Origin of the sequence: Lentzea jiangxiensis (assembly GCF_900104175.1) — a bacterium.
In the GTDB taxonomy this organism is placed as follows: Bacteria; Actinomycetota; Actinomycetes; order Mycobacteriales; family Pseudonocardiaceae; genus Lentzea; species Lentzea jiangxiensis.
In genome coordinates this window covers 14273-39309 of the sequence record NZ_FNIX01000032.1, presented here as the reverse complement: position 1 = coordinate 39309, position 25037 = coordinate 14273, and the positions used below count along the sequence as shown (strand labels likewise).

At 71.5% G+C, this 25037-nt stretch carries 7 protein-coding genes and 1 pseudogene; 3 read left to right on the top strand and 5 right to left on the bottom strand.

The features are described 5' to 3' along the window. Positions 1 to 232: 232 nt before the first annotated feature. Positions 233 to 2290 (top strand): S9 family peptidase, encoded by a 2058-nt coding sequence (locus tag BLQ91_RS37985; protein ID WP_218130562.1) that lies wholly within the window; start codon positions 233 to 235, stop codon positions 2288 to 2290. Between the two features lie 23 nt (positions 2291 to 2313). Here BLQ91_RS37985 and BLQ91_RS37980 read toward each other — a convergent pair whose 3' ends face one another. Beyond that, the gene (locus tag BLQ91_RS37980) at positions 2314 to 3417 is read right to left on the bottom strand and encodes a histidine decarboxylase (RefSeq protein WP_176960180.1); all 1104 of its coding nucleotides are present in this window, start codon (positions 3415 to 3417) and stop codon (positions 2314 to 2316) included. A 54-nt stretch (positions 3418 to 3471) separates the two neighbouring features. On the opposite strand from BLQ91_RS37980, the gene BLQ91_RS37975 reads away from it, so the two are divergent. Beyond that, positions 3472 to 4041: a GNAT family N-acetyltransferase gene (locus BLQ91_RS37975; protein WP_090105183.1), complete on the top strand. Its 570-nt coding sequence runs from the start codon at positions 3472 to 3474 to the stop codon at positions 4039 to 4041. Continuing rightward, positions 4038 to 4784: an alpha/beta fold hydrolase gene (locus tag BLQ91_RS37970; protein WP_090105181.1), complete on the top strand. Its 747-nt coding sequence runs from the start codon at positions 4038 to 4040 to the stop codon at positions 4782 to 4784. Before BLQ91_RS37975 ends, BLQ91_RS37970 begins: the two co-directional genes overlap by 4 nt. A 15-nt stretch (positions 4785 to 4799) precedes the next feature. Here BLQ91_RS37970 and BLQ91_RS37965 read toward each other — a convergent pair whose 3' ends face one another. From BLQ91_RS37965 to BLQ91_RS37950, 4 genes and pseudogenes are all read right to left on the bottom strand, one after another. Further along, positions 4800 to 7109: a beta-ketoacyl synthase N-terminal-like domain-containing protein gene (locus BLQ91_RS37965; protein WP_090105179.1), complete on the bottom strand. Its 2310-nt coding sequence runs from the start codon at positions 7107 to 7109 to the stop codon at positions 4800 to 4802. Between the two features lie 25 nt (positions 7110 to 7134). Beyond that, a complete protein-coding gene (locus tag BLQ91_RS43210; RefSeq protein WP_090105177.1) occupies positions 7135 to 11769 on the bottom strand; it encodes a type I polyketide synthase in 4635 nt (1544 codons plus the stop codon). 203 nt (positions 11770 to 11972) lie between these two features. Continuing rightward, positions 11973 to 19508 (bottom strand): annotated as a pseudogene (locus tag BLQ91_RS43205) (type I polyketide synthase); the annotation flags it as partial. A 45-nt stretch (positions 19509 to 19553) separates the two neighbouring features. Next, entirely contained in the window at positions 19554 to 24863 is a 5310-nt protein-coding gene (locus BLQ91_RS37950) for a type I polyketide synthase (RefSeq protein WP_143023035.1), read from the bottom strand. Positions 24864 to 25037 lie beyond the last annotated feature (174 nt).

Here is a 25037-nt window from a genome sequence, read left to right as displayed (position 1 = left end):
CGTGTAGGCACCCGCCATCCGCTCTCGTTCGCTGCGGGTCGACCGGAGCACCGTGCGGGCCAGCTTCTGGAGCTTGCGCATTCGACTCACCTCCATACATCGAGAATTCGTCCGTGACGGAAAGTATGCGTAGCGGTTTCGGTTTCCAAGCCTTTTCGGCCCACGGTTCGCGGGTTGTGTCAAGATGCGACACACCCTCCGGGAAAACGCCGCGAAGACCTAGCTTGAACTGGTGAAACCTCCGGTCACGAAGCGCGAGGCACGGGAACGGAAGTGGCACGGCGATCTCGTAATCGATCCGTACCACTGGCTCGCCGACGAGCACCGCGAAGAGGACGTTCTCGCGCACGTGCACGCGGAGAACCGGTACGCCGAGGAATGCACGGCCGGGCAGGAAGAACTACGCGCGGAGATCCTCCAGGAGGTCAAGAAGAGGTCTGCGGAAACGGATCTCTCGGTGCCCGTCCGCGTGGGCGACTGGTCGTACTTCACCCGCACCGAGCAGGATGCGCAGCTGCCGACCCACTGCCGCGTCGCCGCCGACGGCCCCTGTGAGCAGGTCGTCCTCGACGAGAACGAGCTGGCCGCGGAACACGACCACCTCGCGATCGGCGTGTTCGACGTCTCCCCCGACGGTTCACGCCTCGCCTACTCCATCGACATCACGGGGAACGAGCGCTTCACGCTCCGGATCCGGGACCTGGCGAGCGGCAAGGACCTGCCGGACGAAATCCCCGGCACCTTCTACGGCAGCGCGTGGTCGCTCGACGCGTCGGTTCTCTTCTACGTGCGGGCTGACGAGGCATGGAGGGCGCATCAGGTGTGGCGGCACGTCGTCGGAACGGCGCCGGAGCTCGACACCGTGGTCTTCGAGGAGCCGGACGACCGCTTCCACGTCGGGGTCGGCCTCACCCGTAGCCGCCGGTTCGTGGAGATCGTCGCGGAGTCGCGCACCACCTCCGAGGCGTGGCTGATCGACGCCGGTGATCCAGCGGGTGCGCCGAAGGTGGTCGTGCCGCGGCGCCACGGCGTTCAGTACGGCGTGGAGCACTGGGCGCACCCGGCGGACCAGGCACGTGACCTGTTGCTGGTGCTGCACAACACCGACGGGAAGCAGAACCTGGAGCTCGCCGTCGCCGGGATCGATCGGCCGGACGTGTGGACGCCGTTGCTCCCGCACTGCGACGACGTGCGGCTGGAGTCGGTCGACGTGTTCGCCGGCCATTTCGTCGTCGCCTTCCGCCGCGACGGATTCACCGGTCTCGCGGTGCACGCCGTCGAGGACGGCACACCGTCGGCCGGCGGCCGGAAGATCGAGACCGGCGAGGTGCTGCGTACGCTGGAAGCCGGGCAGAACCCTGAGTACCACGCCACGACGTTCCGGTTCACCTGCACGTCGCTGATCACGCCGGACGCGTTGTTCGAGTACGACACGGCATCAGGTGAGACCCGGTTGCTCAAGCAGCAGGAGGTGCCGGGACACACGCCCGGCGACTACGAACAGCACCGGATCTGGGCCACCGCCGAGGACGGCACCCGCGTCCCGATGTCCGTCGCGTTCCGCCGCGGGACCTCCCGTGATGGCACCAGTCCTGCGCTGATGTTCGGCTACGGCGCGTACGGGACGTCGCTCGACCCGGCGTTCTCGGTGGCCCGGCTGAGCCTGCTGGACCGGGGTTTCGTCTTCGCCGTGGCGCACGTCCGGGGCGGCGGCGAACTGGGTGGTCATTGGCACGAGCAAGGCAGGCTGCTGGCCAAGAGGAACTCCTTCACCGACTTCGTCGCGTGCGCACGCCACCTGGTCGCCGACGGGTGGACCAGCGCCGATCGACTCGTCGTGCGGGGTGACTCCGTCGGCGGGCTGCTCGTCGGCGCGGCGGCGAACATCGCGCCGGACGCCTTCCGCGGTGTCGTCACCGACGTGCCGTTCACCGACGTCCTCAACACCATGCTCGATCCCGCCCTGCCGCTCACGGCCACCGAGCGCGAGGAGTGGGGCGACCCGGCTGACTCCGCCGAGGCGTACGCGTACCTGAAGTCCTACAGCCCGTACGAGAACGTCGCGGCGCGGCCCTATCCGGCCGTCCTCGCCACCACCAGTCTCACCGACGCGCGGGTCGGCTGCCACGAGGCGGCCAAGTGGATCGCCCGCCTGCGCGCGACGGCGACCTCGGGCGAGTTCCTGCTCAGGACCGAACTGACCGGCGGTCACACCGGGCCGGGTGGCCGGTACGACGAGTGGCTGGGCGAGGCGTACCGGATCGCGTGGATCGTCCAGACCGCCACATGACCCCGGCCACCCACATGACGCCCTCATCGGAGGTCCGCGACCAGGCCGTCGATCATCGCGCGCGTCACGTGCGGCATGGCGATGACCTGGGCGACGGGACCGCTGGTGGACAGGCGCCAGCGGCGGCACAGGTGCTCCGCGGGTCGTTCGAAGACCACGTTCACCGACGCCGGGTTGCGCCAGGGGCGGAAACCGGCAGCTTCGAGCCGGTCCACGGCGTAGGCGGCGGTGTCCAGGCACCGGTGCACCCGCGCGGCGAGTCCACGGTGACCGAGGCGGCGCAACGCGTACCAGAGCAACGCCGGAGCGAGAGCACTGCGGGAGCAGGCCAGCGTCGAGTCCTCCGCCGACAGGTACTCGACCTCCGCGGGCGTGCCCACCAGTTCGGCACGCGCGAGGACGACGCCGCACGGCACCGGCGTGCCGATCAGCTTGTGCCCGCTGATGGCCACGCTGTCCGCGCCCGCGTCGAAGCCCCAGCCGGGTGGGTTCGGGGCGAACGCCGCGACCAGGCCGCCCAGCGCCGCGTCCACGTGGAGGTGGTGCTCCCCCGCCGGTTCGACGGCTCGCAGCACGCCCGGCAGGCTGTCGATGCCGCCGGCCACGGTGGTGCCGACGGTGGCGACCACCACCGCGCCTCGGCCGGGTCGTCGTTCGCACGCCGCGCGCAGGGCGGCGAGGTCGATGCTGCCGTCACGCGTCGACGCAACGGGCACGGGTTCCATCCGCAGCAGCCGCGCCGTCCGTTCGACCGTGTAGTGCGCGGTGGTGCTGTAGTAGAGCGGCGCGTCGGGCAGGCGTTCGCGGCCGACGTGGATACCGAACAGGTTGTTCTCCGACCCGCCGCTGGTCACGTACCCGTAGGTGCGGCTGGAATCCGCGCCGGCCACGCCGGCGAGGAAGCGCACGACCTCGCGTTCGAACGGCTGGAGGTCGAGCCGGGCGTGATAGCCCCGGCTGGGATCGCCCACGGTGATCCACAGGACGTCGAGGAGCTCACCGAACGCCCGGTAGTCGACGTCCATGTTGACCGGGTAGCCGAGGAAGGCGCCCCGGCGTCCGCGCTGGCGGTTCCGCTGCTCGCGCACGAGGTCCAGGTCGCCGGGGCCGGTGCCGTCAGCTGTCACCGCGAGATCCATCTGTCACCCTTCACCGATTCTGCCGAGCAACCGGAGGCCGCGGTGTCCCCGTCCTTTCCCGAGACAACGTTGCGCACCGGGCGGTTGGTTCTCCGCCCGTTCACCGCAGAGGACGCCGAGGACGTCCAGCACGCCTGCGCGGACGAGGCCGCCCAGCGCTGGCTGCCGATCCCCAGTCCCTACACGATGGACGACGCTATCGGGTGGTGCACGGTGCGCGCCCACGCACTGCGCGAGTCCGGCGACGGCATCCACTTCGCGGTCACCGACGTTCAGACCGGCAAGTTGGTCGCCAACGTCGGCCTGCGCGAGACCGACTGGGAGAGTCTGACGTCGGAGATCGGCTACTGGGTCTCGCCGTGGGCACGGGACCGGGGTTACGCGGTCGACGCGGTCAGCGCCGTCACCGAGTGGCTCTTCGACGAGCACCGGTTCCAACGCCTGGAACTGCGCGCGGCGGACGGGAACACGGCCTCGCAACGGGTTGCCGTCAAAGCCGGGTTCCACCGCGAGGGCGTGCTGCGCAACGCGGGTGTGACGCACGGAGGACGGGTGGACATCGTCCTGTACTCACGGGTGCCGGACGACCGGAAAGGCAAGATCAAGTCGTGACGGTCGTTCTGGTGCACGGAAATCCGGAGACCGACGCGATTTGGGGCCCGTTGGCCGAGGCGTTGGGGCGTGATGACGTGGTGTGCCTCTCCCCGCCGGGATTCGGTGCCGAGCTGCCGGCGGACTTCCCCGCCACCCATCTCGCCTATCGCGACTGGCTCGAAGCGGAGCTCGCCCGGCTCGGCGAACCTGTTCACCTCGTCGGGCACGACTGCGGCGGCTTTCACATCGTGAACGTCGCGATGCACCGGCCGGAGCTGGTCCGCAGCTGGGTCAGCGACGTCGTCGGCGTCTTCGACGAGGACTACGTCTGGCACGACGCGGCCCAGATCTGGCGGACACCGGGCGCCGGTGAGGAGTTCGTCGCCGCCATGTCGAGCAGCACCGTCGAGGAACGGGCCGCCAAGCTGGGCGGAGTGGGCATGAGCGCGGACATCGCGACCGCCGTCGCCCGTCACCAGGGACCGGTCATGGGCCGGGCGATTCTCGCGCTCTACCGGTCACTCGGACCGGCGGCGCTGGCCGAGGCGCGACGTGATCTCGACCAGGCCGCCGCCCGACCAGGGCTGGCGATTCTCGCCACCGAGGACACGTACGTCGGCAGCGAGACCAGCCGCCGGCGCGCGGCGCGGCGGGCGGGTGCGCGCGTCGAGGTGCTCGATGGACTCGGCCACTGGTGGATGATGCAGGATCCGGTGCGCAGCGCCGAGATGCTCACCCACTTCTGGGAGTCCGTCGAGTAGAGGCCACCGCGGGGTTCACTCGAGCCCGACGTAGATCTTGAGCTGCACCTCCTGCGGTTTCGGGTCGTGGGTGTCGAACACCTCGAAGTCGGCCAGGTACGTGCGTTTGCCGCCCAGTTCCTCAGCGTCCATGGCCCAGATCTGGCGGTAGGCGTTCGCGATCACGGACTGGAGCGGTCCTCGCTCGGAGCGGAAGACCGCGTACCTGCCCGCGGGCATCGTGCGCGTCTCGAACCCATCGGGAACGCGCTCGCCGTCGGGGAACTCGTAGCCGAGCAGGTAGGTGAACGGTCCCTCGTGATCGGTCACGTAGTCGGCGTAGACCGCGCGCAGCGTTCGCTCGGCGGGGACGGAGCGACCGCGTCCGTCGGCCAGGAAGGCACTCCACAGGTCGGTGATCCGGGCGGTGCCGTGCAATTCGGTCTCGTTGTCCGTGCGGACGGTCATCCCGGCCATCATGACCGCCGGCAGCTCCACGACGCCTTCCTTGACCAGAACGGAGTCGGCGCCGTCGTCCTCGTGGTCGTAGAGCCAGAAGCGCTCACGACGGAAGACCGAGGTGGGCAGGGTGGTCCGGCGGGCGCCCGTCCCGTCGAACACCTGGTCCCAGCGCACCGTCGCACCGTCCAGGTACGCCTGGACGACCGCCGCGTGGTGGCCCGTCGGCTCACCCGCGCCGGTGGCCGGACCGGCGGCGAGAGCGGCCAGTGCCGCAAGGCGCTCGGCCCGGTCGCCCGCGGTGACGGCCGCGCGGTGGGCGAACGCGCTGCGGGTGGTGGCGAGCGAGTACGCGACGTCGCAGGTTCTCAGCTCCGGGTGGGCCGTGAGGTGGTCGTGCAGCCGCCGGGCACCCTCCCACAGCGCCTCCTGGCTGCGGCCCGAGATCACCCAGGGCAGGTCCTCGACGTCCGGGAGCGCTGGCGCCGGCGGCTTCGCGGGTGCCTGTTCGAGCAGGAGATGACCGCTGGTGCCGCTGATCCCCGTGCCCGACACCGCCGCCACCCTGGGCCTGCCGGTGTCGGGCCACGCCATGGCGCCGGTCAGCAACCGCACCGATCCGCTCGACCAGTCGACGTGCGGAACGGGCGCGTCGACGTGCAGTGTCCTGGGCAGGACGCCGTGGCGCATCGCCATCACCATCTTGATCACCCCGGCGACTCCGGACGCCGCCTGGGTGTGCGCGATGTTGGACTTGACCGACCCCAGCCACAGCGGCCGGTCGCGGCCGGTGCCGTACGCCTCGAACAAGGCGCGGACCTCGATCGCGTCGCCGAGCAGCGTGCCGGTGCCGTGGCCTTCCACGACGTCCACGTGGTTCGCCGGCATGCCCGCGTTGCTCAGCGCGGCGAGCACCGTCTGCTGCTGCGCGCGGCTGCTCGGTGCGGTCATGCCGTTGCTGGGGCCGTCGTTGGTGACCGCGCCGCCGCGGATGACCGCGAGCACCTCGTGGCCGTTGCGACGGGCGTCCGACAGACGTTCCAGGAACAGCACACCGGCGCCCTCGCCCCAGCCGATGCCGTCGCCCGCGGCCGCGTACGACTTGCACCTGCCGTCGCGGGCGAGCAGCCGCAGCTTGCTGTACTCGACGAACACCTCGGGCGTGGAGTAGATCATCGCGCCGCCCGCCAGCGCGAGCGCGCAGTCACCGGCGCGCAACGCCTGGCAGGCCAGGTGGATCGCGGTCAGCGAGGACGAGCACGCGGTGTCGACGGTCAGTGACGGGCCGGTCAGGCCCAGTGCATAGGAGATCCGGCCGGAGAGCATGCTGAGCAGCCGGGCGGTCTTCGCCAGACCGCCGATGCTCGGCGGCATGCCGGTCATGCCCATGCCGTAGTCGGGGATGATGCCGCCGACGTAGACACCGGTGCGGCTGCCGGTCAGCGCCGCCGGGTCGATCATGGCTCGTTCAACCGCCTCCCACGCGACCTCCAGCGCGACTCGGTGCTGCGGGTCCATCGCCAGCGCCTCGTGCTCGGACACCCCGAAGAACTCGTGGTCGAAACCCGCCACGTCGTCGAGGAACCCGCCCTCAGCGGTGTAGCTGGTGCCGACCGCGGTGACATCCGGGTCGTACACCTCGTCGAGCTTCCAGCCGCGGTCTCGCGGGAAGCCGGTGACGACGTCCCGCTCGGCGCGCACGAGCTCCCACAGCGCTTCCGGCGAGTCCACCCCACCTGGATAGCGGCAGCCCATGCCGATGATCGCGATCGGCTCGCGTCCGCGCTCCCGCTCCTCGCACAGCTGCTCGCGGGTGTGCTGGAGCTCGGCTGTGACGCGTTTGAGATAGCTGAGGAGCTTTTGCTCGCCGTCCACGTCGTTGTCCATGTCAACGTCCTCCTGGCCGCGGGGTTCAGGCCGAGCCGAGTTCCTGGTCGATGAGGGTGAACAGTTCGTCGGCGGTCGCCGCGGCCACGTCGGCCCGCACCTGCCGCTCAGGTGTCCGCCATGCTGCGATGGCGTGCTGCAGCCTGCTGATCAGCTGCTCACGTTCCTCGTCGTCACTGGCCGAGAGCTGCATCTCCACGCTCTCGACCAGGCTCGCCACCGACGGCCTCGACGCAGATGCGGCACTTGTCAGCTCGGCGAACAGGTACGCCGCGAGCGCGGTGGGCGTCGGGTGTTCGTACAGCACGGTCGCGGGCAGGTTCAGCCCGCTGACCGCGTTCAGCCGGTTGCGCAGCTCGACGGTGCTGAGCGAGGTGAATCCGAGGTCCTGGAACGTCCGGCCGGGCACGACACCGGTGTCCGCAGGGAGGCCGAGCACCGCGGCCGCCTCGCTCCGCACCAGCTCCGCCACCACCTGCTGCTGGTCGGCGGCCGTCCGGTGCGCGAGTTGCCGCCGCAGGTCCGGGCCGGTCTCAGATACAGCGCAAGCCAGCACCTCCCGGTACAGCGGCGCGGAGGCACCGACGGGGAACGACGCCCAGTCGATGTCCGCGACCAGCACCGAGGCCTCGTCGTGGCCGAGCAGCCGCCCCAGCGCGGCGAGAGCCCGAGCGGGTCGCATCGGCCGCACTCCGCGCCTGCGCAGCGCCTGCGCCTCGGACCGGCCCGCCATGCCCTCACCCGCCCAAGCGCCCCAGGCGACGGAGGTGGCGGGCAGCCCGAGTGCCCGCCGGTGCGCCGCGAGCGCGTCCAGGTAAGCGTTTGCTGCGGCGTAGCTCGCCTGGCCCGGGTTGCCCAAGTAGCCCGCGGCCGAGGAGAACAGGACGAACTCGGTGAGCGGCAGGTTCCGGGTGAGCTCGTGCAGGGTGGAGGCGGAAACCGCTTTGGCCCGCAGCACCGCGGCCAGCCGGTCCGGCGTCGTCGAGGTGATGACGCCGTCGTCCAGCACACCCGCGCAGTGGATCACCGCGGTGAGCGGTCTCCCGGCCGGCAGCCCGGCGAGGAGCGCCGCCACGGCGGAGCGGTCGGCGCTGTCGCAGGCCACCACCTCGGCCTCGGCACCGAGGGCGGCGAGCTCGGCGCACAAGGCCTCCGCGCCGGAGCTGTCCGGCCCTCGCCTGCTCGCGAGCACGAGGTGCCGTGCGCCTTGCCCGGCGAGCCAGCGGGCGACGTGCGCACCCAGCGCACCCGTTCCCCCGGTGATCAGCACCGTGCCCGGGAAGGACCGCCGCGAGATGCGCTCGCCGAGCGGTGCGCGGTCCAGGCGGCGGCCGAAGACGCCCTCCGCGCGAATCGCGACCTGGTCCTCGCCGTGCCCACCCGTGAGCACCGCACGGAGCTGGTCGGCCACCTCGTCGTCCCACCGCTGGGGCAGGTCGACGAGTCCGCCCAGCAGCTCCGGGTGCTCGACGGCCGCCGTGCGGCCGAATCCCCACACTGCGGCCTGTTCGGGTGCGGGCAGCGGTTCGGCACCGACCGCGACCGCACCCCGCGTGACGTACCAAAGCGCGACACGTCCGCGGGAACCGGCGAGCGCCTGCGTCAGTGCGAGCGTGCCGTGCAGGGCTCGTGCGGTCGCGGAGTGGGCGGGGATCGGACCGGCGGCGAGCGCGAGCAACGACAGGACACCGGACAGCGGTGCACCGGAGAGCTCGTCGAGCTGTGCGGCGAAGGCGTCACGGTCGCCTTCTTCGACCTCCATCGTCCGGACCGTCGCGCCCGCGCGTTCCAACGCACGAGCGCAGTCCGCGGCCAGGTCACCGGTGCCCGCGGCGTGCACGACGAGCCAGGCCCCCCGGTCCGGTTCCGGGGCGATGCCGTCCACCGGTACCCAGATTTCGCGGTACTGCCAGTCCTCGACGACGTCCGCTCGTCGCGTGGTGTCCGAGGCGAGCCAGTACCGCTCGCCCTGGAAGGCGTAGCCGGGCAGATCCGCCCGGCGAGCGCCGGTGCCCGCGAAGACCGCCTCCCAGTCAAGGTCGTGACCGCCGACGTGCGCGCTGGCCAGCCCCGCGACCAGCGAGCCGATCTCGGACCGGTCGTCGCGCAGCAGTGGCACGAACACCGCGTTGCCGGACGAGGCTCTGGCCGCCAGGCCCGAGAGAACTCCGCTGGGGCCGAGTTCGAGGCACGTGGTGACGCCCTGGGCGAGCACTGCGCGCATTCCGGCGAAGAAACGCACCTCGCCCCGCAGCTGCCGGACCCAGTGCCCGGCGGTGGTCAGCTCACCGGCGGTGGCGAGCTCGCCGGTCAGCGTGGAGACGACGGGGATCGACGGGGGATGCAGGACGACACCGTTAAAAGCGGCGCGGAACTTGTCGAGCACCTGGTCGACGTGCGGCGAGTGGAACGCGTGGCCCACGCGCAGTCTTGTCGTCGCCCGGCCACGTGCGCGCCACCGTCCGGCGACCTCCAGCACCGCCTCCTCGGCGCCGGAGATCACGACCGAGTCGGGACCGTTGACCGCGGCGACGGCGACCTGCTCGGGGAGGCCGGCCCGCACCTCGTCCTCGGCCGCCTGGACCGCCACCATCGCCCCCGGCGGGAGCGCCTGCATCAGGCGGCCTCGCTCCGCCACGACCCGGCAGGCGTCCTCCAGGGAGAGCACGCCCGCCACGTGCGCGGCGGTCAGCTCGCCGACGGAGTGACCGAGCAGGACGTCCGGGCGAAGTCCCCACGACTCGGCCAGCCGGTGCAACGCCACCCCGACCGCGAACAACGCGGGCTGGGCGTAGCGCGTCTGGTCCAGCAGCGCCGACTCCGCCGTGCCTTCCACGGCGAACACCACGTCGCGCAACGAGCGGTCGAGATGCGCGTCCATGGTGGCGCACACCTCGTCAAAAGCTTTGGCGTACAAGGGATATCGGCTGCGCAGCTCCCGTCCCGTCGTCGGCCGCTGACTGCCCTGGCCGGGGAACAGGAACGCGAGAGCACCGCCGGCGGCCACACCGGTGGTGACCTGTGCGGCCGGACGGCCGTCCGCCAGCGCCGCCAGTCCGGTGCTCAGCGCGTCCGCGTCGACGGCCACGACCACGCTCCGGTGCGGGAACCGGGTGCGCGTGGTGGCCAGCGAGTACGCGACGTCTACAAGGTCGGCTCCGGTGCCGATGTGGGTCAGCAGTCGTCCCGCCTGTGCCTTTAACGCCTCGGGCGTGTGTGCGGACAGCACGAACGGCAGAGGTGTCCCGGGCCGGGCGCCGGTCCCGGGGCTCGCCGCGGGTGGGGCTTGTTCGACGATGACGTGCGCGTTGGTGCCGCTGATGCCGAACGAGGAGACGGCAGCCCGTCGTGGAGCGTCGGTGTCGGGCCACGGCTGGGCTTCGACGAGCAGCCGCACGTCCGCCGCCGACCAGTCCACGTGCGGGCTGGGCGCGTCCACGTGCAGCGTTGTCGGCAGCACTCCGTGGCGCATGGCCAGCACCATTTTGATGACGCCCGCCAGTCCGGCCGCCGCCTGGGTGTGGCCGAGGTTCGACTTCACCGATCCCAGCCACAGCGGCCGATTCCGGCCGTGTCCGTACGCCTCGGACAACGCCCGCGCCTCGATCGGGTCACCGATCGGCGTGCCGGTGCCGTGCGCCTCGACGGCGTCGACCTGGTCCGCGGTCAGCCCGGCGTCGGACAGCGCCAGGCCGATGAGGCGGCGCTGCGCCGGGCCGTTGGGAGCGGTGAGCCCGTTGCTCCCGCCGTCCTGGTTCACCGCGCTGCCCCGGACGACGGCCAGCACGGGATCGCCGTCGCGCAGAGCGTCGGAAAGGCGCCGCAGCACCAGGACCGCGGCCCCCTCGCTCCACCCCGCGCCGTCGGCCGCCGCGGCGAACGCCTTGCACCGCCCGTCCGGCGACAGCGCTCGCTGCCGGCTGAACTCCACGAACGAGCCGGGGGTGGCCATCACCGTCACCCCCGCGGCGAGCGCCGTGGTGCACTCACCGGCTCGCAGCGACTGACCGGCCAGATGCAGCGCGACCAGCGACGAGGAGCACGCCGTGTCCACCGTCACCGCCGGCCCCTCGAAACCGAACTGGTAGGAGATGCGGCCGGAGAGCACGCTGCCCGCGATCCCGGTGCCCAGGAAACCCGCCACACCCTCGGGCGCTTCGTGCGCCGGTGGGCCGTAGTCGTGGTACATCGCCCCGGCGAACACACCGGTCGCGCTGCCGCGGAGCTGCTTCGGATCGAGGCGCGCGCGTTCGAGCGCTTCCCAGGACAGTTCGAGCAACAGCCGTTGCTGGGGATCCATGGCCAGCGCCTCGCGCGGGCTGATGCCGAAGAACTCCGCGTCGAACCGGCCCACGTCCCGCAGGAATCCGCCCTGGTCGCAGTAGCTGTGGCCGAGGCTGTCCGGGTCGGCGTCGAACAGCGAGCCCAGATCCCAACCGCGGTCGGAGGGGAAGTCGCCGACCGCGTCGCCGCCCGCCGTCACCAGGTCCCACAGCTGCTCAGGAGTCGTGACACCACCGGGAAACCGGCAGGACATCCCCACGATCGCGAGCGGCTCGCCACTGCGCGACCGCAGGTCGTCGTTCTCCCGCCGCAGCTGGTCGACGAGCTTCAGCGAGTCGCGCAACGCCTCGACGACGTCGTTGGCCGAGCTACTCATCGGTTGCTCTCTCCTGCCTTCTCGGTGCGGTTGTGGCGCGCCAGGCGCAGCAGGGCCTCGACGTCCATCTCGTCTATCTCGTCCATCTCGCCGGACGGCTCGGCGGCACCGTTCGGTTCGGGGTCGGGCGCCAGTTCGGTCAACAGGTGCGCGACCACCGCGTCCGGTGTCGGGTGGTCGAAGACCAGCGTGGCAGGGAGGCGCGCTCCGGTGGCGGCGTTGAGCCTGTTGCGCAGCTCGAGCGCGGCGAACGAGGTCATGCCCAGGCGCACGAACGGTTCCCCGGTCGCGACGGACTCGGCGGAGTCGAGCTCCAGCACGTCGGCGAGGTGCCCGCACAACCACCGCCGCACCACGTCGGTCCGCTCCTCCGGTCGAACCCGGTCCAGCCGCAGCGGGGGAACCGCATCAGCCCGCGGGGCGCTTGCCGCACGCGACGAAGTGCTGGACAAGGCACGCAACGTCAACGACCGCACAGTGAACACCGGTCGGCCATCGGTGTCCACGGCGCTCACCCGCACCGTCGCGGGCCGATCGGTGAGAGCCACCCGAACCCGCAGCGCGGTCGCGCCGGTCGTGTGCACCACGACACCGCTCCAGTCGAACGGAAGCGCGGGCACACCCGGTTCGAGCGGCAGCACGAGGCTGAGTGCGTGCATCGCGCCGTCGAGCAGGAGCGGGTGCAGGCCGTACGCCGCCTCGTGTGCCCGCTCTTGCGGCAGCGACACCTCGGCGAACGCCACCTCGTCGTCCTGCCGCCACGCGGCGCGCACGATCCGGAAGACGGGTCCATAGGTCACACCGGCCTCAGCGAGACGGTCGTAGATCATCTTCGGCTCCACCGCCTCGCCCACACCGAATCCGGTGGTGCCGCCAGGTTCGGCGGCCGGGCTCGACATCAGGCCGTCGGCGTGGTGGGTCCACGGACGACGGCTTTCCCCGGCCGGCTGCGTGTAGAACCGCACCGGCCGTCTGCCGGTGTCGTCCGGAGCGTCGACGACCAGTTGGAACCGCAGGCGTCCTCCGGCGCGCAGCACGACCGGCCGCACTGCGGTCAACTCGCTGACCTCGGGGCATCCCACCTCGCCGCCCGCGCGGATCGCCAGTGCGACGACGACGGCACCGGGAACCACGATCTCTCCGGCGACGACGTGCTCGGCGAGCCACGGCGTCGCGGCGACCGACAGCTCGCCGGTGCAGACCACTCCGTCGCGGTCGGGCAGTGCGGAAATCTCGGTCGGCACAGGGGCTTCCGGAGTGCGCTTGCCCATCGCACCGATCGGCTCGGGCCAGTACCTCTTGCGCTGGAACGCGTACGTCGGCACGTCGACCAGTTGTGCGCCGTACCCGGCGTAGAACGCGGACCAGTCCACCGCGACACCGCGTTCGAACGCGCGCGCGACCACGCTCACCACCTCATCCGCGCTGCCGAGCCCGGACAAGTCCACGAGGGACCGGACACCAGCGGTCTCCAGCATCACCCCGTCGGGGCGGTCCTGCAGCTGACGCGCCCAATGTGCCGGTGACGTCGCGTCCTCACCCGATGCGAGCACGACCGGGATCACCGGAGCAGAACAGGTCACCGATCCGGGTGCCGACGCCAGCGTGCACGCGTCCGCCAGCGACAGCACACCCGCGACGTGAGCCGCCACCACCTCACCGATCGACTGTCCCGCCACGAGATCCGGGCGGACACCCCAGCTCTCCAGCAAGCGGAACAACGCCACCTCGACCGCGAACTGAGCGCCTCCGGCGGAACCGAGTTCGGCCTGGACCTCCTCCCAGGCCTCGCGGAACGCCGGGAACGCCGCAGCCAGCTCCACGCCCACGTCCGCGTGCGGCAAACCCTTTCCGCCGAAGAGGAACGCGGTCTTCCCTCCGGCGGCCCGAACCGGCACCGCCTCAGCCAATCCGGCTGACACCGCGTCCTGATCACCCGCCACCACCGCAGCGCGGTGGTCGAAAGCCACCCGTCCGGCGAGCGAGCGGCCGATGTCCGCGAGACTCCACTCGCCCAGCGACGACCTCAACCGGTGCGCCTGCTCGATCAGCGACTCAGCCGACTTCGCCGACAACACCACTGGTACGACCGGCAGCGGCATCACCTCGGCGGCCTGCCGAACCGGCGCCTGTTCCAGGATCACGTGCGCGTTCGTTCCGCTCACCCCGAACGCCGACACACCAGCCCGACGGACCCGCTCCCCAGGCCACGCAACGGCCTCCGTCAGCAGCCGGACGTCACCGGCCGACCAGTCCACGTGCGATGAGGGTTCGTCCACGTGCAGCGTCCGCGGCAGCACGCCGTGCCGCATCGCCTGGACCATCTTGATCACACCGGCCACACCCGCGGCCGCCTGCGTGTGCCCGATGTTCGACTTCACCGACCCCAGCCACAACGGCCTATCCCGATCCCGGCCCTGGCCGTACGTCGCCAGCAACGCCTGCGCCTCGATCGGATCGCCCAGCGGCGTGCCACTTCCGTGCGCCTCCACCACGTCGACGTCCTCAGTGGACAAACGCGCACCGGCCAACGCCTGACGAATCACCCGCTGCTGCGACGGACCATTCGGCGCCGTCAACCCGTTCGACGCACCGTCCTGGTTCACCGCGGAACCACGCACCACCGCCAGCACCCGATGCCCCAACCGCTGCGCATCCGAAAGCCGCTCCACCAACAACAACCCGACACCCTCGGACCACCCCGTACCGTCCGCCCCCGCAGCGAACGACTTGCACCGACCGTCGGCCGGCAGCCCACCCTGCCGCGAGAACTCCACGAACACCCCTGGCGTGGACATCACGGTCACCCCACCGGCGAGCGCCATCGTGCACTCCCCCTGCCGCAACGCCTGCGCCGCAAAATGAAGCGCCACCAACGACGACGAACACGCCGTGTCCACCGTGACCGCCGGACCCTCCAACCCGAACGCGTACGAGATCCGCCCGGACACGACGCTGGCCGCGTTGCCCGTCAGCACGTGGTCGTCCAGGCCGGCCCCCGCCTGGTTCAGGACTGTCACGTAGTCCTGGAGGTTCGAACCGACGAAGACGCCGGTCCGGCTGCCGCGCAACGAATGCGCGTCGAGACCCGCCCGTTCGAACACCTCCCACGCGGTCTCCAGCAACAACCGCTGCTGCGGATCCATCGCCAACGCCTCACGCGGCGAGATCCCGAAGAACTTCGCGTCGAACTCCGCCGTATCGTGCAGGAACCCGCCGATCTCCGGGTGCACGGCACCGCCGAGGTCCCACCCGCGATCGACCGGGAACGCCGAGACCGCGTCGCCGCTACCCACCACGAGCCGCCAGAGGTCGTCCGGTGACCGCACGCCACCGGGGAACCGGCACGCCATGCCGATGATGGCGATCGGCTCGTCCGCGGCCGTGGTGGTCTGCTCGTCGGTGAGGTCGCCGGCACCGAAGAGCTCCGCCCTGAGGTGGGCGACGAGCGCCTCGGGATTCGGGTGGTCGAAGACAACGGTCGCCGGCAGGCGAAGTCCGGTCTCGGCGCTGAGCCGGTTGCGCAGCTCGACGGCGGCCAGCGAGTCGATGCCGAGGTCCCGGAACGCCCGCCCGGCCGGGATTCCCGCGGGGTCGCGGTGTCCCAGCACGGCGGCGACGTGGCCGTGCACGAGGTCGATGAGCGCCTGGTCGCGATCGGGTCCGGACAGCCGTTCGGTCGTGGCGCGTCCGGCGGTGGCGCGTGCCTCGGGCAGGAGGTCCAGCAGCGGACTCGGCCGCACAGCGGTGAACGAGGCGGCGAACCGCTCCCAGTCCACGTCGCCGACGACGAGAGTGATCTCGTCGTCCGCAATGGCTTGGCGCAGAGCGAGGACAGCGCGGGCGGGGGACATCGGGGTGACGCCGCGCGCTCGCAGCTGACTCTCGGCCGTGGCGGTGACCATGCCGCTACCACCGCCCCACACACTCCAGGCGATCGAGGTTGCGGGCAGGCCGTCGGCGCGGCGCTGTTCCGCGAGTGCGTCGAGGAACGCGTTGCCCGCCGCGTAGTTGGCCTGCCCCGCTCCGCCGATGGCGCCGGCCAGCGACGAGAAGACCACGAACGCGGAGAGCCCCGAGGTGAGCTCGTGCAGGTTCAGCGCGGCGTCGACCTTGGGGCGCAACACCTCGGCGAGCCGGTGCGGTTCGAGCGAGTCGAGGACGCCGTCGTCGAGCACGCCCGCGGCGTGCACGACCGCGTCGACCTTCGGTATCTCCGACAGCAAGCCGGCCAGTGCGTCCCGGTCGGCGACGTCGCACGCCGCGACGGTCACCTGCGCACCCAGCTCGGCCAGTTCGTCCCGCAGCTCGGCCGCACCGGGCGCCGCCAGGCCCCGGCGGCTGACGAGCACCAGGTGTTCGGCCCCTGCTCGCGCCGCCCACCGCGCGACGTGCGCACCCAGAGCACCCGTTCCACCGGTGATCAGCATCGTGCCGTTCGGCTGCCAGTCACCGGACCGCGGGGCGCCGGCCCGGACCAGCCGCCGGACGAACGTCCCCGAGGCGCGCACCGCCACTTGGTCCTCGGTCCCGCCGAGCACCTCGCGCAGCCCGCGGGCCACGGCTTCGTCCACCACCTCGGGCAGATCGATCAGACCGCCCCACCGCGCGGGGTGTTCGAGAGCGGCGACCCTGCCGAGCCCCCAGATCCGGGCGGCGAGCGGCGCCGCCGGCCGGTCGCCCGCACCGACGGACACCGCTCCGCGCGTCCCGCACCACAGCGGGGCGTGGACGTCGGCGTCTCCAAGCGCCTGGACCAGTGCGACCAGTGGTTCGAGGTCCAGCAACGCGAGGACGCCGTCCACCGGTCCCACGTCGCCGAGCCTGGCCGCGATCTCGTCGCGACCAGTTTCGGGTCCGACGCGCACCTCGACCACGTCCGCACCGGCGGCGGCCAGCACGGCGCGTTCCCACTCGCCCGCCGCCTCCGGGAGCACCGCGAGCCACCGGCCGGAAGCGGTCGTCGAGGTGCCGGTCAGCTCGGTCCACGTGATCCGGTACCGCCAGGACTCCACCCCCGCCTGCTCGGGTCGCCCGGCGTTGAGCCAGAAGCGCTCGCGCTGGAAGGGGTAGGAGGGCAGCCGAAGTGCGGGCGCCGCGCGACCGGTGAAGATCGGCCGCCAGTCCACCGGCACGCCGTGCACGTGTGCCTCGGCCAGTGCGGTGAGGAACCGGTCGAGGCCTCCGTCGTCACGGCGCAGCGTGCCGAGAGCGACACCGTCCTCCGGCAGGTGTTCGGCGATCGCGGCCGACAGCACGGGGTGTGGGGCGATCTCGGCGAAGGTGCCGAAGCCCTGCTCGACGAGCAGCGCGGTGGCGTCCGCGAAGCGCACGGTCTCGCGGAGGTTCCGGTACCAGTAGCCGGCGTCCAGCTCGGCCCCCCGAACCCAGTCACCGGTCACCGTCGACAGGAACGGAAGCTCCGGGCAGCGAGGCTGGACGGGTGCGGCCAGTTCGAGCAGCCGGTCGCGGATCCGTTTCACCTGCGGTGAGTGCGCGGCGTAGTCGACGGGGATCAACCGGGCCCGGACACCGTCGGACAGGCACGCTGTCACCAGGTCGTCGAGCGCCCGCGGGTCACCGGACACGACGACGGCACGAGGCCCGTTGATCGCGGCGATGCCCACGCGGCCTTCGAACCCGGAGATCCGGTCTCGGACGTCGTCGGCGGGCAGCGCGATCGAGGCCATCCCGCCGAGGCCGGACAGCTCGGTCAGCGCCTGGCTGCGCAGGGAGATCAGGCGGGCGCCGTCGGCCAGAGACAACACTCCCGCCACGCACGCGGCGGCGATCTCGCCCTGGGAGTGCCCGACCACCGCGTCCGGTACCACGCCGTGGGCCTGCCACAACGTCGCCAGAGAGACCATCACCGCCCACAACGCCGGCTGCACCACGTCGACCCGATCCAGATCGGCTCCGCTGCGCAGGACGTCGAAGAGCGACCACCGCACGTGCGGGGCGAGCGCGGCGGCACACTCCCGCATGCGTTCGGCGAACACGGGTGACGCGTCCAGGAGGTCCACGGCCATGCCCGCCCACTGCGACCCCTGGCCGGGAAAGACGAACACCACGGGATTGCGCGGCCGGGCGACGCCGCGCACCAGACCGGCCGCCGGGGCGTTGCCCGCCAGCGCGGCTAGCCCGCGGTCCATCCCTTCCCGGTCCGCGGCGATGACGACGGCGCGGTGCTCCAGCGCGGCACGTCCGGTCGCGAGCAGGTGCGCAACGTCCACCGGTGGCGCGTCGGCCGCGGCCGCGCGCACCCGTGCAGCCTGCTCGTGGAGCGCTTCGGGGGTGCGGGCGGAGAGCAGAACAGGCAGCACCGGCGGTGCGGCGGGTGTCGCGGCCGGTGCGGGCTCGGGTGCCTGCTCCAGGATGACGTGCGCGTTGGTGCCACTCACGCCGAACGACGACACACCGGCTCGGCGTACCCGATCTCCGGGCCAGACAACAGCTTCGGTCAGCAGCCGGACGTCACCAGCCGACCAGTCCACCTGCGGCGACGGTTCGTCCACGTGCAATGTCCGCGGCAGCACACCGTGCCGCATCGCCTGCACCATCTTGATCACACCGGCCACACCCGCGGCCGCCTGCGTGTGCCCGATGTTCGACTTCACCGACCCCAGCCACAACGGCCTATCCCGATCCCGGCCCTGGCCGTACGTCGCCAGCAACGCCTGCGCCTCAATCGGATCCCCGAGCCGCGTACCGGTGCCATGCGCCTCCACAACATCCACATCGGACGGCTCCAGCCGCGCACCCGCCAACGCCTGACGAATCACCCGCTGCTGCGACGGACCATTCGGCGCCGTCAACCCGTTCGACGCACCGTCCTGGTTGATCGCCGACGCGCGGATCACAGCGAGGACCCGGCGACCGTTGCGCCGCGCGTCCGACAACCGTTCCACCAGCAGCATTCCGACGCCCTCGGACCAGCCGGTGCCGTCCGCCCCCGCAGCGAACGACTTGCACCGACCGTCCGGAGAAAGCCCGCGCTGCCGGGAGAACTCGACGAACGTGCGGGGAGTGGCCATCACCGTGACACCACCGGCGAGCGCCATCGTGCACTCCCCCTGCCGCAACGCCTGCGCCGCAAGATGAAGCGCCACCAACGACGACGAACACGCCGTGTCCACCGTGACCGCCGGACCCTCCAACCCGAACACGTAGGAGATCCGCCCGGATGCGACGCTGCCCGAGCCACCACTGGCGAAGAAACCCTCCAGCTCGGCAGGCACGGCGTCCGCGCCGGTGGCGTAGTCGTGGTACATCATGCCGGCGAACACGCCGGTCCGACTGCCGCGCACCTCGACCGGGTTGATGGCCGCGTGCTCGAACACCTCCCACGCGGTCTCCAGCAACAACCGCTGCTGCGGATCCATCGCCAACGCCTCACGCGGCGAGATCCCGAAGAACTCCGCATCGAACTCCGCCGCATCGTGCAGGAACCCACCCGCACGCGTGTACGACGTACCCGCACGATCCGGATCAGGATCGTACAAACCGTCAAGGTCCCAACCCCGGTCGGCGGGGAAGCCGGAGACGCCGCCCCTGCCCGACTCCACGAGATCCCACAGGTCGTCGGGGGACGCGACACCGCCGGGATAGCGACAGCTCATACCGATGATCGCGATGGGTTCCTGGTCCGCCGACTCAAGCTCACGCAGCCTGCGGTGCGCCGACCTCAGATCGGCCGTGACCCGCTTGAGGTACTCGACGAGCTTGGCTTCCTCAGCCATCTAAGGTGTCTCCCTCGCAACCGGCGCACCGGCGTTGTGACAGGTTCAGGATCTGCCGAACTCGGCGTCGATGAGGTCGAGCAGCTCGTCCGCACCGGCCACCTCGATCTCGTCGTCCACCGGTTCCGCCGCTCGGCGCTTGTCGCTCCACCTGGTCAGGAGGATCTGCAGGCGCGAGGTCACCGCGCTCAGCAGGAGCTCGTCGGGTTCGGCGGCACGAAGCCCTGCTTCGAGGCGGTCCAACTCGGCCAGCACCGGATGAGCTTCCGGGGCGCCGCGATCGACCAGGTCCAGCAGCAACCGCTCGGCCAGTGCGACCGGGGTCGGGTGGTCGAACACCACGGTCGCCGGCAACCTCAGCCCCGTCGCCGCGCTGAGCGCGTTGCGCAGGTCCACCCCCGAGAGCGAGTCGAAGCCGAGATCGCGGAAGGCCCTGGTTTCCTCAACGGCGTCCGTCGTAGCGTGGCCGAGCACCGCGGCGGCGCGGCTGCGGACGAGATCGACGACGAAGCGGAGCTGTTCGGCCGCAGTCAGCCCGGCCAGCCGTTCGGCGACCGGCTTCTCGGCTTCGGCGACCTTCGGGCGCCGCGCCGCGATCAGCCCGCGCAGCAGCACCGGTGCCTCCCGCAACCCTGCTGGATCGAGCCGAGCCGGCACCAGGACCGGCTCGCCGGCACCCAGCGCCGCGTCGAACAGCGCCAGCCCCTCGTCAGCGGACATCGCGGCCAGGCCAAGCCGGCTCGTCCTGGACCGGTCGGCCTTCGCGCCCATGCCGTCCGCCCACAGGCCCCACGCCAGCGACACCGCGGGCAACCCCTGTTCGTGCCGCAGTTCGGCCAGTGCGTCGAGACAAGCGTTCGCCGCGGCGTAGTTGGCCTGCCCCGGGCTGCCCACCGTCCCCGCCACCGACGAGAACAGGACGAACGCCGACAGGTCGAGCCCACGCGTCAGCTCGTGCAGATGCCAGGCGCCGTCGGCCTTGGGCCGCAGGACCGCGTCGACCCGGTCCGGGGTCAGCGACCCGATCACGCCGTCGTCCAGCACACCGGCCGCGTGGATCACCGCGGTCAGGGGGTGCGCTGCCGGAATCGCGTCGAGCACCGCCGCCACCGCGTCCCGGTCGGCCACGTCGCAGGCCACCGGAACCGCGTCCACACCGTCCACACCCGCACCACTGCGGCTGAGCAGCACCAGGTGCCGGACACCGTGCCGCGCCACCAGATGACGAGCGACCAACCCACCCAGAACACCCGAGGCACCCGTGATCAGCACCGTGCCGTCCGGATCGAACACCGGCCGCGGCTCGGCCTTCGCGCGAGCCAATCTGGGCACGAAGACCCGGCCGTCGCGGACCAGCACCTCCGGCTCGTCCTCGACCACGACGGGCGCGTCGCCGTGGACCAGGGTGAACCGGCCCGGATGCTCCGCCTGCGCCGACCGCAGCAGTCCCCGCACCGCCGCCTGGGCCCGATCCGCGGCCGCGCCACGGGTCCACACCGTCAACGTCCTGTCGCGGTGCTCCGCCAGCCAGGCCCGCACTCGCGCCAGCGTCGCGGTCACCGCCGCTCGCACGTCCGTCCCGGACGCGACCTCGAACACCTCGTCCGGCACACCGGCGGAACCGCCGGGAAGCCACTCCACCCGGAACAGCGAATCGACCCGCCGGAGCCGCTCGGCCGACAGCGGCCGCACGGACAACGACTCCACCGACAACACCGGGCGGCCAGTGCCGTCGTCCGCCCGCAAGGTCACCGCTCCGGCGACCGTCTCGGCCAGCCGGACCCGCAGCACCGTCGCGCCCCGGCCATGCAGCGACACGTCGTTCCACGAGAACGGCACCGATCCCGCCGTCTCCGGCCGCAGCAAGCCCACCACGTGCAGCGCCGCGTCGAGCAGGGCCGGGTGCACCGCGAACCCGGACGCGCCGACCTCCTTCGGCAGGCCGACCTCGGCGAAGACCTCGCCCTCCCGCCGCCACGCCCTCCGGACTCCCCGCAACGACGGCCCGTAGCGCAGCCCTGCCTCAGCCAGCTCGTCGTAGAGCCCGGTGACCGCCACCGGTTCGACCCCGGCTGGCGGCCACTCGCCGAGCCCGGTCATCGCACCCCGACCCGGCGCCACCACACCCAGGGCGTTCTCGACCCACTCCTCGTCAACGCGCGAGTGCAGGGCGAACGGCCGACGTCCCGACTCGTCCGCCGCCCGTGCGACGAGCTGGATCTCGAGCTCACCCTGCTCGGGCAACAGCAACGGCGACTGGATGGTCAGCTCCTCGACCACCTCGCAGCCGACGCGGTCCGCGGCGAACCCGGCGAGTTCGAGCAGGGCGACACCCGGAACGACCAGCGCCCCCTGCACCTCGTGGTCGGCCAGCCACGGCACGCGCCCGGCCGACAGCCGGCCGGAGCAGAGGAGCCCGCCGTCGGCGAGCGCAACCACGGCGTCCAGCAGAGGGTGGCCGCTGCCGCTCCCCGACGACGACGACATCCAGTACTTCCGGCTCTGGAACGCATAGGTGGGCAGATCGACGGGCCGCGCTCCACGACCGGCGAAGAAGGCGTCCCAGTCCACCGGCACGCCGCGCGCGAAAACCTCGCCCAACGCCGCGACGACGCCGGACACCTCGGCCGTCCCCTTCCTGATCATCGGGACGAACCCGAGATCCGCCGGTTCTCGCACGCAGTCCTGTGCCAGCGCGGTCAGCGTCGCGCCCGGTCCAACCTCCACAAAGGACCGCACCCCCGCCGACTCCAGCTCCCGCACAACATCCAGGAACCGAACCGGCTCCCGCACCTGCCGCACCCAGTACTCCGGCGACGTCACATCACCCGACGACACCACCGGAATCTCCGGCGCCGAATACGTCACACCTTCAGCCACCACACGGAACTCGTCCAGCATCGGCTCCAGCAACACCGAGTGGAAAGCATGACTGACCCGCAACCGCTTGAAACCCCACCGTTGCGCCACCTCGAGCACGGCCTCTTCCACGCCCGACAGCACCACCGAGCGCGGCCCGTTCACCGCCGCGATCGACACCCCATCACCAAGATGCGACCCAACCTCCGCCTCACTGGCCCGCACCGACACCATCGCCCCACCACGAGGCAACGCCCCCATCAACCGCGCCCGCGCACCAACCAGCACACACGCGTCCCGCAACGACAAAACACCAGCCACATGCGCCGCCGCCAACTCACCAACCGAATGCCCCGCAACAAAATCCGGCCGCACACCCCAACTCTCCAGCAACCGGAACAACGCCACCTCAACCGCGAACAACGCCGGCTGAACAAAACCCGTGTCACCCAAACACACACCAGAACCCACGACCTCCGAGCCGGACAGCCCGAACTCCGCCCACACCGCATCCCAGGCCTCACGAAACACCGGGAACGCCGCAACCAGCCCCAACCCCATACCCACCCGCTGCGAACCCTGACCCGCGAACAGCAACGCGGTGCGGCCGTCGACCGCCCGGACCGGTGTGGCGGTGGCCAATCCCGCCAGCAGCTCATCGCGATCCCCCGCCGCCACCACGACCCGGTGCCCGAACGCGGCACGACGGTTGGCGAGCGACCAGGCGACATCGACCAGAGGTTGGTCACCGAGCCACGACCGCAGTCGTTCCACCTGCCCGGCCAAGGCGTCGGCGGACTTCGCGGACACGACGAACGGCAACGCCGGCAACGCCGCAGGATCGGCGGGCACGTCATCCAGTACGGGCTCCGCAGCCTGTTCCAGGACAACGTGGGCATTGGTACCGCTCATGCCGAACGACGAGACGGCTGCCCTGCGCGGACGTCCCGCCGACGGCCACGCGGCCCGCTCGGTCGCGAGCCGCACCGCTCCGGACGACCAGTCGACCAACGGGTTCGGCTCGTCGGCGTGCAGCGTCCTCGGCACGACGCCGTGCCGCAGCGCCTGCACCATCTTGATGACACCGGCCACTCCCGCGGCGGCGATCGTGTGCCCGAGGTTGCCCTTCACCGATCCGAGCAACGCAGGCGGGACATCCGCACCGCGGCGCCCGTAGGTCGCCAGCAGCGCACTCGCCTCCACCGGGTCGCCGAGCCGGGTGCCGGTGCCGTGCGCCTCCACGACGTCGACGTCTTCGACGGTTAGCCCGGAGGCGGCCAGCGCCTGCCGGATGACCTTCTCCTGCGCGGGCCCGCTCGGCGCCGTCAGCCCGTTGCTCGCGCCGTCCTGGTTCACCGCGCTGCCCCGGACGACCGCCAGCACCGGATACCCGTTGCGCACCGCCTCGGACAGCCGGGCGAGCACCAGCACGCCGACGCCCTCGCCCCAGCCCGTGCCGTCCGCGGCGGCGGAGAAGGGCTTGCACACCCCGTCGGCGGAGAGCGCACCCTGCCTGCTGAACTCGGTGAAGACACCGGGTCCGGTGTGATAGCTGACACCACCGGCGAGTGCCAGCGAACACTCCCCGCGCAGCAGGGCGGAAGAAGCGAGGTGCACCGCCACCAGAGACGACGAGCACGCGGTGTGCACGGTAAGGGAAGGACCTTCGAACCCGAACGCGTGCGAGACGCGGCCCGATACCACACTCGGCTCGGTGCCCAGGAGCAGCATTCCGCGCACTTCCTCGGTCGGCCGGTGCCAGTGCGGGCCGTACTCCGGACCGGCCGCTCCGGCGAACACACCGACATCGGTGCCGCGGAGATCGGTGACCGGCAGGCCGGCCCGCTCGATCGCCTCGTGTGCCGCGATGAGCAGCAGCCGCTGGTGGGGGTGCATCGCGACCGCTTCGCGCGGCGAGATGCCGAAGAACTCCGGGTCGAAGTCCACCCCGCCGTCGATGAACCCGCCGCGCCGGGCGACGCTGCCGCCCGGTCGTTCCGAATCCTGTCCGCACAACAGGTCGAGATCCCACCCCCGGTCCTGCGGCAGGTCGGAGACCGCGCACCGCTCCGCGAGCAGCAGGTCCCACAGGTCCTCGGGCGAGGCAACGCCTCCCGGAAAGCGACACGCCATGCCCAGGATCGCGATCGGCTCGTCCGCAGCTACGACCGAGACGTCGGCTTCGTCCGGCAGCTCACCCAGGACGACCCGGCGCAGGTGTCCGGCCAGCGCCGCGGGAGTGGGTTGGCCGAAGTACACGACAGCGGACAGCTGCGGCCCCACCGTCTCGCCCAACCGCGCCAGCAGCCGCGACGCGACGCCGCCCCGCACGCCCAGCCGCTGCCAGGACAGGCCGGAGTCGAACGTCTCGGCGGTGTCCGCGTCCACCAGCGCCGCCACCTGCGCGCGTACCTCCGCGAGGAGCAGCCGTTCCCCTTCGGCCGCCGACACCCCGCGAAGCAGGTCCCGCCACTCGTCAGGGGTGCGCTGAACCATGTTGGGCAGCTCCTTCACGAGGCCGTGTTGAGACGCGTACCGATGGCTGCAAGAACACCTCACCGCGGTCCTCGTCACCACGCAGAACAACTGGCAGAAGTTGACTCTGCAACTGTCAGCACGACAAGAAGTCCCGGCTCTCGTTCGGGCCGGGACTTCACTTGGTCACCTCAG

Bases quoted from the DNA above. Each gene is read 5' to 3' on its own strand.
- BLQ91_RS37950 (WP_143023035.1), bottom strand. From the start codon at position 24,863: ATGGTTCAGCGCACCCCTGACGAGTGGCGGGACCTGCTTCGCGGGGTG.
- BLQ91_RS43210 (WP_090105177.1), bottom strand. From the start codon at position 11,769: ATGAGTAGCTCGGCCAACGACGTCGTCGAGGCGTTGCGCGACTCGCTG.
- BLQ91_RS37965 (WP_090105179.1), bottom strand. From the start codon at position 7,109: ATGGACAACGACGTGGACGGCGAGCAAAAGCTCCTCAGCTATCTCAAA.